Annotated in this window: 13 protein-coding genes; 7 read left to right on the top strand and 6 right to left on the bottom strand. The window is 72.0% G+C overall.

Translation table 11 applies throughout. The features are described 5' to 3' along the window. Nucleotides 1-14 precede the first annotated feature (14 nt). On the bottom strand, nucleotides 15-1,109 hold the full coding sequence (locus AC3RJ7_RS16275) for an ABC transporter ATP-binding protein (RefSeq protein ID WP_491456883.1): 1,095 nt from the start codon (nucleotides 1,107-1,109) through the stop codon (nucleotides 15-17). A 148-nt stretch (nucleotides 1,110-1,257) separates the two neighbouring features. Between AC3RJ7_RS16275 and AC3RJ7_RS16270 the strand changes: the two genes are divergently transcribed. Together AC3RJ7_RS16270 and AC3RJ7_RS16265 are read left to right on the top strand one after the other, a co-directional pair. Further along, a complete protein-coding gene (locus tag AC3RJ7_RS16270) occupies nucleotides 1,258-2,046 on the top strand; it encodes a FadR/GntR family transcriptional regulator (RefSeq protein ID WP_491456882.1) in 789 nt (262 codons plus the stop codon). A gap of 52 nt (nucleotides 2,047-2,098) precedes the next feature. Continuing rightward, nucleotides 2,099-2,899 (top strand): cache domain-containing protein, encoded by an 801-nt coding sequence (locus tag AC3RJ7_RS16265; protein WP_491456881.1) that lies wholly within the window; start codon nucleotides 2,099-2,101, stop codon nucleotides 2,897-2,899. Nucleotides 2,900-2,909: 10 nt separating this feature from the next. Here the strand turns inward: AC3RJ7_RS16265 and AC3RJ7_RS16260 are convergent, their stop codons facing one another. After that, nucleotides 2,910-4,148, bottom strand: a complete 1,239-nt coding sequence (locus AC3RJ7_RS16260) for a glycosyltransferase (protein ID WP_491456880.1) — start codon at nucleotides 4,146-4,148, stop codon at nucleotides 2,910-2,912. Nucleotides 4,149-4,228: 80 nt separating this feature from the next. On the opposite strand from AC3RJ7_RS16260, the gene AC3RJ7_RS16255 reads away from it, so the two are divergent. Further along, nucleotides 4,229-4,966, top strand: a complete 738-nt coding sequence (locus AC3RJ7_RS16255; RefSeq protein WP_491456879.1) for a sirohydrochlorin chelatase — start codon at nucleotides 4,229-4,231, stop codon at nucleotides 4,964-4,966. A 15-nt stretch (nucleotides 4,967-4,981) separates the two neighbouring features. Here AC3RJ7_RS16255 and AC3RJ7_RS16250 read toward each other — a convergent pair whose 3' ends face one another. The 4 genes from AC3RJ7_RS16250 to AC3RJ7_RS16235 are packed head-to-tail and all read right to left on the bottom strand — an operon-like array spanning nucleotide 4,982 to nucleotide 8,336. Beyond that, a complete protein-coding gene (locus AC3RJ7_RS16250; RefSeq protein WP_491456878.1) occupies nucleotides 4,982-5,530 on the bottom strand; it encodes a hypothetical protein in 549 nt (182 codons plus the stop codon). Further along, nucleotides 5,514-6,308 (bottom strand): prolipoprotein diacylglyceryl transferase, encoded by a 795-nt coding sequence (locus tag AC3RJ7_RS16245; protein WP_491456877.1) that lies wholly within the window; start codon nucleotides 6,306-6,308, stop codon nucleotides 5,514-5,516. The genes AC3RJ7_RS16250 and AC3RJ7_RS16245 overlap by 17 nt, the downstream gene beginning before the upstream one ends. Nucleotides 6,309-6,323: 15 nt before the next feature. After that, entirely contained in the window at nucleotides 6,324-6,701 is a 378-nt protein-coding gene (locus AC3RJ7_RS16240; protein ID WP_491456876.1) for a hypothetical protein, read from the bottom strand. 9 nt (nucleotides 6,702-6,710) lie between these two features. Beyond that, a complete protein-coding gene (locus tag AC3RJ7_RS16235; protein ID WP_491456875.1) occupies nucleotides 6,711-8,336 on the bottom strand; it encodes a radical SAM protein in 1,626 nt (541 codons plus the stop codon). Nucleotides 8,337-8,547: 211 nt separating this feature from the next. Here AC3RJ7_RS16235 and AC3RJ7_RS16230 point away from each other — a divergent pair, with 211 nt between their 5' ends. The 4 genes from AC3RJ7_RS16230 to AC3RJ7_RS16215 are packed head-to-tail and all read left to right on the top strand — an operon-like array spanning nucleotide 8,548 to nucleotide 13,263. Beyond that, nucleotides 8,548-10,302: a nitrite/sulfite reductase gene (locus AC3RJ7_RS16230; protein ID WP_491456874.1), complete on the top strand. Its 1,755-nt coding sequence runs from the start codon at nucleotides 8,548-8,550 to the stop codon at nucleotides 10,300-10,302. Then, entirely contained in the window at nucleotides 10,299-11,042 is a 744-nt protein-coding gene (locus AC3RJ7_RS16225; protein WP_491456873.1) for a phosphoadenylyl-sulfate reductase, read from the top strand. The genes AC3RJ7_RS16230 and AC3RJ7_RS16225 overlap by 4 nt, the downstream gene beginning before the upstream one ends. After that, nucleotides 11,039-11,959 (top strand): sulfate adenylyltransferase subunit CysD, encoded by a 921-nt coding sequence (gene cysD, locus AC3RJ7_RS16220; RefSeq protein WP_491456872.1) that lies wholly within the window; start codon nucleotides 11,039-11,041, stop codon nucleotides 11,957-11,959. Before AC3RJ7_RS16225 ends, cysD begins: the two co-directional genes overlap by 4 nt. Then, on the top strand, nucleotides 11,959-13,263 hold the full coding sequence (locus AC3RJ7_RS16215) for a sulfate adenylyltransferase subunit 1 (RefSeq protein ID WP_491456871.1): 1,305 nt from the start codon (nucleotides 11,959-11,961) through the stop codon (nucleotides 13,261-13,263). The genes cysD and AC3RJ7_RS16215 overlap by 1 nt, the downstream gene beginning before the upstream one ends. Nucleotides 13,264-13,265: the final 2 nt, after the last annotated feature.

Here is a 13,265-nt window from a genome sequence, read left to right as displayed (position 1 = left end):
CGAAGGTGGATGCCTCAGCCGGAGATCCCCGGCATGACCGACCCGACCGCGGCGGTCGGGGTGGGGTTCTGCGGGCCGACGGCCGTGCCGTCCACTGCGACGACGTCGTCGTCGTGCCATGAGACGACGACCCGGTCGCCGTGCTCGTCGTCGTGCATGCGGCCGCGCACGTTCTGCTCGAGCACGCTCACGCGCGGGCCCGCGTCGAGGTCGACGACGAGCCGCACGCCGCTGCCGAGGTAGATCGCCTCGACGACGGTGCCGGCCGCGTTGCGCACGCCCTCCCCCGCCTGGCCGTCGGTCGAGACGGTCATCTTCTCGGGCCGGAGCGAGTGGTGGCCCTCGCGCTCGAGCAGCGCGAGCGAGTGCTCGGGGCCGAAGAGGTTCGAGGTGCCGACGAAGTCGGCGACGAACCGCGAGACCGGCCGTTCGTAGAGCTCGGCGGGGGTGCCGAGCTGCTCGATGCGGCCGGCGTTGAAGACGGCGATGCGGTCGGAGAGGGTGAGCGCCTCCTCCTGGTCGTGCGTGACGAAGATGAACGTGATGCCGAGTTCGCGCTGGATCTGCTTGAGCTCGACCTGCATCTGCTCGCGGAGCTTGAGGTCGAGGGCGCCGAGCGGCTCGTCGAGCAGCAGCACCTTCGGCTCGACGACGGTCGCGCGGGCGAGGGCGACGCGCTGGCGCTGTCCTCCCGAGAGCTGCGAGGGCTTGCGGTCGGCCAGCTGGTCGAGCCGCACGCTCGCGAGTGCCCGACGGGCCCGCTCGTTCCGCTCCTTCTTGCCGAGGCCGCGCACCCGCAGCCCGTAGGCCACGTTGTCGAGCACGCTCATGTGCGGGAACAGCGCGTAGTCCTGGAAGACCGTGTTCACGTCGCGGTCGAACGACGCCCGCTTCGTGACCTCCTCGCCGAAGAGCTCGATCGTGCCCCCGGTGGGCTGCTCGAATCCGGCGATGAGCCGCAGCACGGTGGTCTTGCCCGATCCCGACGGGCCGAGCATCGAGAAGAACTCGCCGGCCGCGATCTCGAGGTCAACGTGGTCGACCGCCGTGACGGCGCCGAACTCCTTCGTGAGCCCGGAGAGCCGGATCGCCGGCTGTGCTTCAGTCATCACATCTCCTTCGATGCTTGCGCTGCGATCAAACATCTGGAACCAGATGTTCGTCGGTTTCAAATCATATGACTCCAGATGTAAATGTCCAGTCCCCCGTGTTACGGTCGTGTCACAGATCTGCACGACGGCGAGCACGGGAGGGTGAATGCCCCAGGCCACCGGCCGCGCCGACGCCACGCACGCGGTCGTCTTCTCACCGCTCGACGGCGCCGGGCGCGCTGAACTCGTCGAGCAGCGCCTCACCGACGCGATCGTCGCCGGCGTGCTGCGCGACGGCGAACGACTGCCGAGCGAGTCCGAGCTCGCGAAACGGCTCGGCGTCGCCGTCGTCACCGCTCGCGAGGCGCTCCTCTCGCTCCGCGACAAGGGCCTCGTGCTCACCCGCCGCGGCCGCGACGGCGGCAGCTTCGTCACCCACGACCGCGACGCCGCCGCGCGCATGCTCGACGCGCGCGTCCGCGCCCTCAGCCGCATCGAGCTGCGCGACCTCTCGCTGCACTACGCCGCGATCGCCGGCATGGCGGCCGAGGTCGCCGCCGACCGGGCGAGCGACGACGACCTCACGAGCCTCGCCGACATCGACGCGCGCGCCGATCTCACGAACGCAGGCGGGGCGCGCCGCGCGATCGGCCGGTTCCAGCTCGAGATCGCCGCCGTCAGCCAGTCGCCCCGGCTCGTGCACGAGGAGCTTCGGCTGCAGGCCGAGGCCGGCCCGTTGCTCTGGCTGTGCATGCGCGAACAGGCGTATCGTGACCGCAGCAGGCAGGCCCGTCTCGAGGTGATCGAGGCGATCCGCGCCGTCGACGCCGCCGGTGCCCGCCGGGCGACGACCGACCACATCGCCACCGCCGTCGAGTGGCTCATCGACGAGAAGGCCCGACTCGAGGCATCCCCCGTCGATCACCGGTCGGTCGAGCGCCGGATCGAGATCTAGCGAAGCGTATCGAGACCACCGGACCACATCCCCCACAGAAAGGACCGAGGCCATGGCCGTCACCGTCGACGTCTCCGCCCTCCGCATCGCGGAGCGCATCGCCTCGACCATCGACCCCGTCTTCGCGATGATCGACGACTGGCGGGCGCGGCTCGAGGCGATCCTCGCCGGGCTGCCCGAACCGAGTGCCGCCGCCTTCGATCCCGTCGTCGCCGAGCTCGTCGGCGAGCCGCTCGAACGCGCCGGAAGCCTCATCACCGGCGCCGGCTTCGTCGCGGCCCCGGGCTACCTCGTCGACGCGCCCTGGCACCTCGAATGGTGGCTGAGCGGGGCGAACACGTTCGGGTCGGGCGCGGGCCTGCGCCGGCTCGACGCCGTGAGCGACCCCGACTCCGAGCAGTTCCGCGACTACACGGGCCTCGAGTGGTGGCGCGTGCCCGCGCGCACCGGCGCGAGGCACCTGACCGGCCCGTACGTCGACTACCTCTGCACCGACGACTACACCGTGACGATCACGATGCCGGTCGAGGTCGACGGCGCGATGGTCGGCCTCGTCGGCACCGACCTCTACGTCGCGAGCCTCGAACGCGAGCTGCTGCCCGTGCTGCGCGAGTCGGGACATCCGTGCACGCTCGTGAACGCCTCGGGCCGCATCGTGACCTCGACCGACGCGCGTCGCGCGACGGGGGCGCTGCTCCGCCTCGACGGCCTCGCGGAGGCGCTCGCGCCGCTCCGCGAACGAGAAGGCGGTGCGGATGCCTCTGTCGCGGCATCCCCGTCGACCGAGCTTCCCGGCGGCGCGATCGTCGTGCCGTGCGGAGACACGTCGCTCGCGCTCGTGCTCGAGGGGTAGGTCGCGGCGCTCAGCCGCGAACCGCGACCGCCGCCTCGATGAGCCGCGCCGAGGCGGCGGCGCCGTCGGCACCCTCGTAGGCGACCCGCACCTCGTCGGCCGCCGTGCGGATCCCCGGGTCGTCGAGCACTCGCCGCACCGCGGCCGTGAACTCGGCGCGGCCGACGTGCTTCGGCGACACCGCGATCGCGTTGCCCCGCCTCGCGCAACTGCGCACGTGCCAGGTCTGCTCGGGCTGCAGGCCCATGCCGACGAAGGGCACTCCCGTCGCGCACGCGGTCTGCACGGTGCCCTGCCCGCCGTGCAGCACGGCGGCGTCGACGAGCCCGCCGAGCCGATGCGCCGGCAGCAGCGGGGTCACGTGCACGTTCGCGGGCAGGCGATCGAGATCGCCGGGTTCGAGGTAGTGGCCGATCGGCGCGATGACGTTCACGGGCAGCGCACCGAGCGCCCCGGCGGCCGCGAGCGCGAGCTTCCGGTCGGCCGAGGAGCCGAGCCCGAGGTACACGAGCGGCTCGGGCGCCGCCGCGAGTTCGCCGACGAGGTCGGGCAGCGGGGCGTCGAGGTGGGCGAAGATCGGCCCCACGAGCTCGAAGGCCTCGGGTAGGTCGAACCCGTCCATCTCCCACGGCATCTCGGTGACGAGGTTGCGGTCGGCCGTGAGCAGGTCGGACATCGTGCGCAGCGGCGGCACGCCGTTCGCCGTCGCGACGCTCGTGAACGCCTTCGGCGCGAGCGGCGCCGAGTTGTAGACCCACCGGAACACCGACGTCGCCACCCGATCGGCGGCCCGTGAGAACCATCCGGACCCCGTGACGAAACCCATGCGCCGCGTCTGCGCGACCTGCGGCCGCGTGAGCGGGAACGGCACGGGGTAGAACAGCGGCACGCCTTCGGCGCGCGCCGAGATGAACGACGTGAGGTTCGATCCGGTGACGACCGCGGCCGCGTCGAGCTCGCGGATCAGCTCGCGCTCGAGCGCGACGCGCGCCTCGACGAGCTCGCGGGTGAAGGGGCTGCGGAACGTCCGCCCCTGGTCGAACGCGATCGCCTGGTCGCGTTCGGCGCGCCCCCACGCGGGCGTTCCCGCGCGGTAGTCGAACCCCGCTTCGCGCACGAGGTCGGCGAAGTCGGTCTCGTACCCCAGGAACACGACGCGGTGCGCGGGGTCGAGCGCGCGTGCGACCTGGATCATGCGGGTCGTCTCGGCGAGGTTGAAGGTCACCGGACAGAACAGGGCGGTCGCCATGCCAGAACGCTATCGGCCCGACGCGGTCACACGACGGAACAGGCGAGCGCCGATTCCCCGCCGTCTGCGACCATGGCACGATGACGACGCCCGCTCCCGCCCTGGTCGGCATCTCGCACGGCACCTCGTCGCCCGAAGGGCGACGGGCGGTTCGAGCCCTGCACGACGCGGTCGCCGAGGCGCTCGGCACGAGGCATCCGGATGCGTCGCCATCGACCCGGCTCGGACACGTCGACGTCGAGCAGCCCGACGTGCCCGCGACCCTCGCGTCGCTCGCGCCGGGAGAGCCGGCCGTCGTGGTGCCGCTGCTGCTGTCGGCCGGGTACCACGTGCACGTCGACCTGACCGAGGCCGTCGAGGCGACTGCCGACCGCACGGTCGTGCTCGCGGGAGCGCTCGGGCCCGACGACCGCCTCGCGGCCGTGCTCGCCCGCCGGCTCGATGAGGCCGGGGTGCGCGACGACGACCTCGTCGTGCTCTCGGTCGCCGGCTCGAGCGACGAGCGCGCCGTGCGCGACTGCCACGACATGCGCGATCGGCTCGCCACGGCGACGGGGCGCGACATCCGGCTCGGGTTCCTCTCGGCGGCCGAGCCGCTGCTGCCCGAGGCGGTCGCACGAGCGAGGGCGGATGCCTCGGGCGCGCGCATCGTCGTCGCGAGCTACCTGCTCGCGCCCGGGTACTTCCAGGACCTCGCCGAGGCCGCCGGCGCCCACGTCGTCACCGAGCCGCTGCTCGTGCCCGACTCGGCGACGCCGCCCGAGCTCGTCGACATCGTGCTCGATCGCTACGAGGCCGCAGCGACGCACTCCGTCTGATGCCGCGAGCGCTCGTCAGAGCTGGGTCATGCCGAGGCAGGGACCGAGCACGACGATCCACGCGGCCGCCGCGACGATGAGCATGCCGATCGCGATGCCGCGGGTCTTCTTGATGAAGAGCATCACGACCGCGGCGAGCGCGACGAGCACGAACGGCCAGATCATGCCGATCACCGTCGAGCTGAAGAAGCCGCCCATCATGAGCGTCACGAGCAGCAGCACGAACGCGATCACGTGCGCACCGCAGCCGATGCCGACGCCGATGCCGATGCCGGCGCCCGTGGAGAGGCCGGCGGCCTGCGGCGGAGCGGACGGGTCGTAGGGCAGGGGCGTCGGCGCGCTCCCGGGCGGCGGGCCGTACGGCGGCACGGCGCCGGCCGGTGGGGGCGGCGGAGGTGGCGGGGGCGGCACGGCGCCGGCGGGAGGTTGCTCCGACTCGGATGCCTCGCGTGCGGGCTCCTCGGGCGCGGGCACCTCGGGCCCGGGCGTGGGCTCGTCGGGCCCGGGCGTGGGCTCCTCCGGCGTGGGCTCCCCGGGCGTGGGCTCTTCAGGATCCGGCGCCATGGACGGCCATCCTCTCTCGGTTCGCGGTGAGCCGGCCGCGCGACGCCTTCCAGGCGAGACGCGCCAGCAGCAGGGGAATCGTGACCAGCAGGAACAACTGCGGACGGGTGAGCCCCATCCATGCGACCTCGTTGCCGCGGACGAACTCGACGAGGAAGCGGAAGATCGCGTACGCCGCGATGTAGATCGTGAGCGTCTCGCCGGCGGCGATCGGGCGGTGGCGCAGCCAGAACCACAGGGCGACGAACGCGACCGCCTGGAAGACGATCTCGTACGCGAAGCTCGGGTGCAGCGGCACCCCGGCGGGCCCGCCGACGCGGGCGGCGGCGGCCTCGTCGAGCACGATGCCCCAGCCGGCTTCCGTCGGCGTTCCGGGCAGCTCGGTGAAGAGGCATCCGAACCGGCCGATCGCCATCGCGAGCGCGACCGCGGGCGCGAACAGGTCGCCCGTGCGCAGCGGGTACTTCACGAGCCGCTTGGCGATGTGCACGCCGAGCCACGCGCCGACGAGGGCGCTCAGCACCGACGCGTTGCCCTGCGTCAACTGCGTGATGAGGTCGAGGTTCTGCGACGGATCGAGGTGCCGCACCCACGTGCCGAGGCGCGAGAAGATCGCCGCCCCGGCGAGCGCGCCGAGCACGAGCGCCGCCACCCGGGCGTCGGTCTGGCCGCGGCGGCGCGACTCGACGACGAACACGAAACCGGCCGCGAGCATGGCGAGCGCGACGAAGAACGAGTGGGTGTCGATCGGCGGACCCCAGCCGATGAGATCGGGCAACGTCGGATACACGGGTCAGGCCCCGATCCCCGCGAGCGCATTCGCCCAGAGCATCACCCAGAACGGCACGGCGACGATCGCGAGCACCTCGAGCACGACGAGGTACGCGAGCACGTTGCGGGTGTCGCCGAGCTTGCACTTCGACCTCAGGAGGCCCGCCCGGCGCGCCTTCGCGTACCCGGCGATCGCGATCCCCGCGAACACGGCGAGCGAGATCGGGCCGAACACGCACGTGATGAGCGCGATCGTCGTGAAGACGCAGAGGCGCAGCGGATCGTACGGCGCCGGGGCCGGGGGCGCGCCGACGGTCTCGTCGAAGCGGTTCAGCCCGGCGAACGGTTTCAAGCCCGAGGCATCCCCCGCCTCGAGACCGCGGCCCCCCGACTCGTCCATGCGATCCCCCTACGCCACCGTCACCGGCAGCTGCCGCCGGCCGGCCGCGCCGTCCGACGAGGATGCCGCGACCGAACCCGTCGCCGTCGAGATGCGGGTGCGCCCGAGCGGCGCCCATGCCTGCACCGCGCAGAACGGCGCGCACTGGTGCGCCGAGGTCTCGGCGTTGACCGTCGCGACGTGCACGCAGCACTGCGTGAGCCGCTCCTCGATCATCGTGTTGATGTCCATGAAGGGCTTCACCGTGATGCGCTTGACCCGCTCACCGAGGAACCGGCGCAACCGCTTGTGCTGCCCCGGCAGCGCCGAGGTCGCGAGCTGCGTGAGCGTGCCGATGCCGAGGTCGCAGCCCGTGCAGATGTCCTTCCACAGCGAGCCGATCGACGGGTGCGAGAGCGACGACTGCTCGCTCAGCAGGTCGAGCAGCGACTGCTTGACGCTGTCTTTCAAGGCCTGGTTGATGTCGCTGTCGGCGATGCGGTTCGCGATGAGGTCGGGGTTCAGGTCGAGGAACTCCTTGAGGCGGTCGTGGCCGACGAGCTTCGTGAGCGAGTTCCAGGTGCCCGAGTCGTCTTTCAGCAGGTAGCCGACCGAGCAGCAGTGCGGATGGCTGCACGGCAGCGCCGTGAGGTCGCGCCAGGTGACCTCGCCGTCGGTCTGCGCCTCGAGCCGCGCGAGCACGCCCGTGTGCGTGAGCCGGTCGTTCGGGTCGATGCCGGCCGAGCGGCCCGAGCCGAACACGGGCTGGATGGTCACGCCGCCCACGTACGGCGTCGTCATCGCCCGCCGGATCACCGCGCCGATCTCGCCGTCGTTGACGCCGAGCGCCGCGGTCATGGTGAGGGTCGTGAAGACGCCCGCCTCCGAGAGGCGCTCGAGCGCGCGGTCCTTGAAGCGGCGGATGTCGGCGCCGCGGTGGTAGGCCGACGCCTGGGCGCTCTCGCCGTCGAACTGCAGGTACACCTCGACGCGCTCGCGGTGCTTCTTGAGCGTCTCGACGAGGGCGTCGTCCTGCGCGATGCGCAGGCCGTTCGAATTGAGCAGGATGCGCACGACCGGACGCGCGACGAGGTGGTCGAGCAGCTGCTCGAGCCACGGGTAGAGCGTCGGCTCACCACCGGAGAGCATGAGCACGTCGATGCGGTCGTTCTCGCGCGCGAGCTTCGCGTCGACCGAGGCCAGCACCTCGGCGAGCGGCGCCACCGCGGTCGCCGCAGGGCCCGACTCGGCGAAGCACGTCGGGCAGCGGAGGTTGCAGTGGTCGGTGAGGTCCTCGAGCAGGATGCACGTGTGCTGCGTCTGCATCTCGGGCAGGCCGTCCTCGTAGGCCGAGGGCACGGGCTTGAAGTTGCCGGCGAGGTCGGGCGTGTGCACCTTCGTCGGCGCCGTCCACTGCTCGAGGTACTGCAGGATCTCGGGCGACTCGTCGTACATCGTCGACACGAGACCGTGCGTCGGGCAGCCGCGCTCGAGCCACACCCGGTCGTCGCGGATCGCGAGCCATCCGGAGAGCCGGGCGACGTCGGCGAGGGGCCGTTCGGGATCCTCCTCGTGGCACCGCGGGCAGAACGCGTTGACGTAGCGATGCACGCGGTAGTCCCGCAGCGGCATCCCGGTACCAGCGGTGGTCGGCATGCGCTCACGATAGCGGGCGGGATGCCTCGGGCGGGAGTACCGCGCGGATCACTCCGCGGTCAAGCATGTGACGCAATACGGCGCCGTGCGACCGCCCGTGACGCAACGTGACGGGGGGCTCCGTCACGAACGTGCCGCCCGAGGATGCCTCGCCTAACGTCGGCTCATCGGCGGGGCATCCCGTCGCCCGACCGACCCGCAGGAGGCCCTCGTGACGCTGAGCGAAACGGTGCGCCCGGAGCGCGCCGCCGGCCGGCCCGAGCGCCCCGCGCGCCCTGAGGGCCGACCCGCGCGGCCCGGCGCGAACCGCCCCAACGGCCAGTGGAAGGTCGACGGCACCGAGCCCCTCAACGCCAACGAGCAGTGGAAGCAGGAGGACGGCGGCCTCGCGGTGCGCGAGCGCATCGAGACGATCTACGCCAAGGGCGGCTTCTCGTCGATCGACGGCACCGACCTGCACGGGCGCTTCCGCTGGTGGGGCCTCTACACGCAGCGCAAGCCCGGCATCGACGGCGGCAAGACCGCGACCCTCGAACCGCACGAGCTCGAGGACGAGTACTTCATGCTGCGCGTTCGCATCGACGGCGGGCAGCTCACGACCGAGCAGCTGCGCGTCATCGGCGGCATCTCGACCGAGTTCGCGCGCGACACCGCCGACCTCACCGACCGCCAGAACATCCAGCTGCACTGGATCCGCGTCGAGGACGTGCCCGAGATCTGGCGCCGCCTCGAGGGCGTCGGCCTGTCGACGACCGAGGCGTGCGGCGACGTGCCCCGCGTCATCCTCGGATCGCCCGTCGCGGGCATCGCCGCCGACGAGCTCATCGATCCGACGCCGCAGATCTTCGAGATCCAGGAGCGCTACATCGGCGACCCCGAGCTGGCCAACCTGCCGCGCAAGTTCAAGTCGGCGATCACCGGCCACCCGAGTCAAGACGTGGTGCACGAGATCAACGACGTCGCGTTCGTCGCCGTCGACCACCCCGAGCTCGGCATCGGCTACGACCTCTGGGTCGGCGGCGGCCTCTCGACGAATGCGCACCTCGCCGTGCGGCTCGGCGCGTTCGTCGCGCCCGAGCGCGTCGCCGAGGTCTGGCTCGGGGTCACCTCGATCTTCCGCGACTACGGCTACCGCCGACTGCGCAACCGCGCCCGGCTCAAGTACCTCGTCGCCGACTGGGGCGCCGAGAAGTTCCGCGAGGTGCTCGAGACCGAGTACCTCACGACCCCGCTGCCCGACGGCCCCGCAGCTCCCAAGCCGCTCGCCCAGGGCGACCACGTGGGCGTGCACCGCCAGAAGGACGGCCGGTTCTACATCGGTGCGACCCCGTTCGTCGGCCGCATCTCGGGCACCGTGCTCACGCGCCTCGCCGACCTGCTCGACGGGGTCGGCTCGGGCCGGCTCCGCACGACGCCGCACCAGAAGATCGTGCTGCTCGACATCGAGGAGGAGCACGTCGAGCGCGTCGTCGCCGGCCTCGACGAGCTCGGGCTGCAGGCCCGGCCGAGCCTCATCCGCCGCGGCACGATCGCGTGCACGGGCATCGAGTTCTGCAAGCTCGCGATCGTCGAGACGAAGCAGACCGCGACCGATGCCGTCATCGCCCTCGAAGAGCGGCTCGCGGGCATCGACCTGCCGCACCCGATCAGCCTGCACGTGAACGGCTGCCCGAACTCGTGCGCGCGCATCCAGACCGCCGACATCGGCCTGAAGGGCCAGCTGCTGCCCGACGGCGACGGCGGCCAGACCCCCGGCTTCCAGGTGCACCTCGGCGGCGGGCTCGCCTCGACGACGCGCGAGGAGGCCGGCACCGGCCGCACCGTGCGCGGCCTCAAGGTCACCGCCGACGGCCTCGCCGACTACGTCGAGAAGGTCGTACGCCGGTTCCTCGAGCAGCGCGATGCCGCGGCCGACGAGACCTTCGCCGAGTGGGCCCACCGCGCCGACGAGGAGGAGCTGCGATGAGCGTCTCGCTCGCCCCCCGCGCCGCCGTCAAGCGCGACGCCGCCACGCTGAAGGCCCTCGCCGAGGCGGGGAACGCCGAGCTCCGGAGCCTGGCCGACGGCGAGGCATCCGCCTACGAGGTCGTCGCCTGGGTGGCGCGTGAGTTCGACGTGGATGCCGCGGCCGTCGCCTGCTCGATGGCCGACGCGGTGCTGCCCCACGTGGTCGCGCAGTCGCTGCCGGGCGTCGACGTGCTCTTCCTCGAGACGGGCTACCACTTCGCGAAGACGATCGAGACGCGCGACCGCGTCGCAGCCCAGCTCGACGTGCGCATCGTCGACGTGCTGCCCGAGCTCACCGTCGCCGAGCAGGATGCGAAGCACGGCAAGGACCTCTTCGCCCGCGACCCCGGCGCGTGCTGCGCGATGCGCAAGGTCGCCCCGCTGCAGCACGCGCTCTCGGGCTACGAGCTGTGGTTCACGGGCGTGCGCCGCGACGAGGCGCCCACCCGCACGAACACGCCGCTCGTCGCGTGGGACGAGCGCAACGGCCTCGTGAAGGTCAACCCGCTCGCCGCGTGGAGCTTCGACGACCTCATCGACTACGCGGGCGCGTTCGGCGTGACCGTGAACCCGCTGCTCACCGAGGGCTACCCGTCGATCGGCTGCGAGCCGTGCACGAAGCCCGTCGCCGCGGGCGAAGACCCCCGATCCGGCCGCTGGGCCGGCCTCGACAAGACGGAATGCGGGTTGCACCTATGACCGACACACTGGCCGCCCCGGTGACCAAGCTCGATACCCTCGACCTGCTCGAGGCCGAGGCGATCCACATCATCCGCGAGGTCGTCGCCGAGTTCGAGCGCCCCGTGCTGCTCTTCTCGGGCGGCAAGGACTCGGTCGTCGTGCTGCACCTCGCCACCAAGGCGTTCTGGCCGGGCCGCGTGCCCTTCCCGGTGCTGCACGTCGACACCGGGCACAACTTCCCCGAGGTGCTCGCGTTCCGCGACGCGACCGTCGAGCGGCTCGGCCTTCGGCTCGAGGTCGCGCTCGTGCAGGACTACCTCGACGACGGCCGCCTCCAGGAGCGCGCCGACGGAACCCGCAACCCGCTGCAGACCCAGCCGCTGCTCGACGCGATCGCCGCGGGCCGGCACGACGCCGTCTTCGGCGGCGCTCGCCGCGACGAGGACAAGGCCCGAGCGAAGGAGCGCATCATCTCGCTGCGCGACGAGTTCGGCCAGTGGGACCCGCGCAACCAGCGCCCCGAGCTCTGGAGCCTCTACAACGGCCGCCACACGCCGGGCCAGCACGTCCGCGCGTTCCCGATCTCGAACTGGACCGAGCTCGACGTCTGGAACTACATCGAGCGCGAGGGCATCGAACTGCCGCCGCTGTACTTCGCGCACGAGCGCGAGGTGTTCCGACGCGACGGCATGTGGCGCGGGGTCGGCGAGTTCTCGCAGCCGCGGCCCGACGAGCACGTCGAGCTGCGCACCGTGCGGTACCGCACGGTCGGCGACATGAGCTGCACCGGCGCCGTCGAATCCGACGCCGTGGATGTCGCGGCCGTCGTCCGCGAGGTCGCCGAGTCGACCCTCACGGAGCGCGGGGCGACCCGGGCCGACGACCGTATCTCGGAGGCCGCCATGGAGGACCGCAAGAAGGACGGGTACTTCTGATGAGTGCGAGCACGCTCTTCCGCTTCGCGACCGCCGGCTCGGTCGACGACGGCAAGTCGACGCTCGTGGGTCGCCTGCTGCACGACTCGAAGGCGATCCTCGCCGACCAGTTCGAACAGGTCGCCCGCACCTCGGCCGAGCGCGGCTTCGGCGCCGGCACGGGCTTCGACTTCGCCCTCCTGACCGACGGTCTCCGCGCGGAGCGCGAGCAGGGCATCACGATCGACGTCGCCTACCGCTACTTCTCGACGGGCGCGCGGAGCTTCATCCTCGCCGACTGCCCGGGTCATGTGCAGTACACGCGCAACATGGTCACGGGTGCGACGACCGCCGACGCCGTCGTCGTGCTCATCGACGGCCGGAAGGGCGTGCTCGAGCAGACCCGCCGTCACCTCTCGGTCGTCGCGTTGCTGCGGGTGCCGCACGTCGTCGTCGCGGTCAACAAGATCGACCTGCTCGGCTACGACGAGCAGGCGTTCGCCGAGGTCGCCGCCGACGTGCGACGCGTCACCGGCGAACTCGGGCTCGGCGAGGTGCACGTGCTGCCGGTGTCGGCGCTCGAGGGCGACAACGTCGTCGAACGCTCGCCGAACACGCCCTGGTACGCCGGCCCGGCCCTCCTCGAGCTGCTCGAGTCACTTCCCTCGCAGGACGAGCTCGACACCGAGTTCGACCCGTTCCGGCTCGCCGTGCAGCTCGTGCTCCGCCCGCAGGGCGGGCTGTCGCCCGAGCTCGCGGCCGACCCCGACCTCGCCGAGTCGTTCCGCGACTACCGCGCGTTCGCCGGCCGCATCGGCTCGGGGCGCGTGCGGGTCGGCGACCGGGTGACCGTCTTCCCCTCGGGTATCGAGACGACGGTCACGGGAATCGACCAGGCCGGGGCATCCCTCGACGAGGCGGTGGCCCCGCAGTCGGTGGCCCTGCGCCTCGCCGACGACGTCGACGCGGCACGCGGCGCCGTGATCGCGGCGGCCGGCACCCTGCCCGAGCCGCGACGCGAGATCGAGGCCGAGCTCTTCCAGCTCGACCCGCGCCCGCTCGTGCCCGGCACCCGGGTGCTCGTGAAGCACGGCACCTCGACCGTGCAGGGCCTCGTCGCTTCGATCGAGTCCAAGCGCGACCTCGACACGCTCGCGCACGTTCCCGCCGGGTCGCTCGAAGTGAACGACATCGGCCGGGCCACGCTCCGCATCGCCGCGGAGCTGCCCCTCGAAAGGTACGAGGCGAACCGGCACGCCGGCTCGTTCCTCGTCATCCACCCCGCCGACGGCCGGACCCTGGCCGCCGGTATCACCGAACAGTAAGG

This window comes from Agromyces solani (genome assembly GCF_058349925.1).
This window is presented reverse-complemented; position numbering and strand designations above follow the sequence as displayed.

What these genes read in the sequence shown, in the direction of transcription:
- AC3RJ7_RS16255 (WP_491456879.1), top strand. Translation starts at nt 4,229, where the DNA reads ATGACGACGCCCGCTCCCGCCCTGGTCGGCATCTCGCACGGCACCTCG.
- cysD (WP_491456872.1), top strand. Translation starts at nt 11,039, where the DNA reads ATGACCGACACACTGGCCGCCCCGGTGACCAAGCTCGATACCCTCGAC.
- AC3RJ7_RS16250 (WP_491456878.1), bottom strand. Translation starts at nt 5,530, where the DNA reads ATGGCGCCGGATCCTGAAGAGCCCACGCCCGGGGAGCCCACGCCGGAG.
- AC3RJ7_RS16225 (WP_491456873.1), top strand. Translation starts at nt 10,299, where the DNA reads ATGAGCGTCTCGCTCGCCCCCCGCGCCGCCGTCAAGCGCGACGCCGCC.
- AC3RJ7_RS16260 (WP_491456880.1), bottom strand. Translation starts at nt 4,148, where the DNA reads ATGGCGACCGCCCTGTTCTGTCCGGTGACCTTCAACCTCGCCGAGACG.
- AC3RJ7_RS16215 (WP_491456871.1), top strand. Translation starts at nt 11,959, where the DNA reads ATGAGTGCGAGCACGCTCTTCCGCTTCGCGACCGCCGGCTCGGTCGAC.
- AC3RJ7_RS16235 (WP_491456875.1), bottom strand. Translation starts at nt 8,336, where the DNA reads ATGCCGACCACCGCTGGTACCGGGATGCCGCTGCGGGACTACCGCGTG.
- AC3RJ7_RS16265 (WP_491456881.1), top strand. Translation starts at nt 2,099, where the DNA reads ATGGCCGTCACCGTCGACGTCTCCGCCCTCCGCATCGCGGAGCGCATC.
- AC3RJ7_RS16275 (WP_491456883.1), bottom strand. Translation starts at nt 1,109, where the DNA reads ATGACTGAAGCACAGCCGGCGATCCGGCTCTCCGGGCTCACGAAGGAG.
- AC3RJ7_RS16270 (WP_491456882.1), top strand. Translation starts at nt 1,258, where the DNA reads ATGCCCCAGGCCACCGGCCGCGCCGACGCCACGCACGCGGTCGTCTTC.
- AC3RJ7_RS16240 (WP_491456876.1), bottom strand. Translation starts at nt 6,701, where the DNA reads ATGGACGAGTCGGGGGGCCGCGGTCTCGAGGCGGGGGATGCCTCGGGC.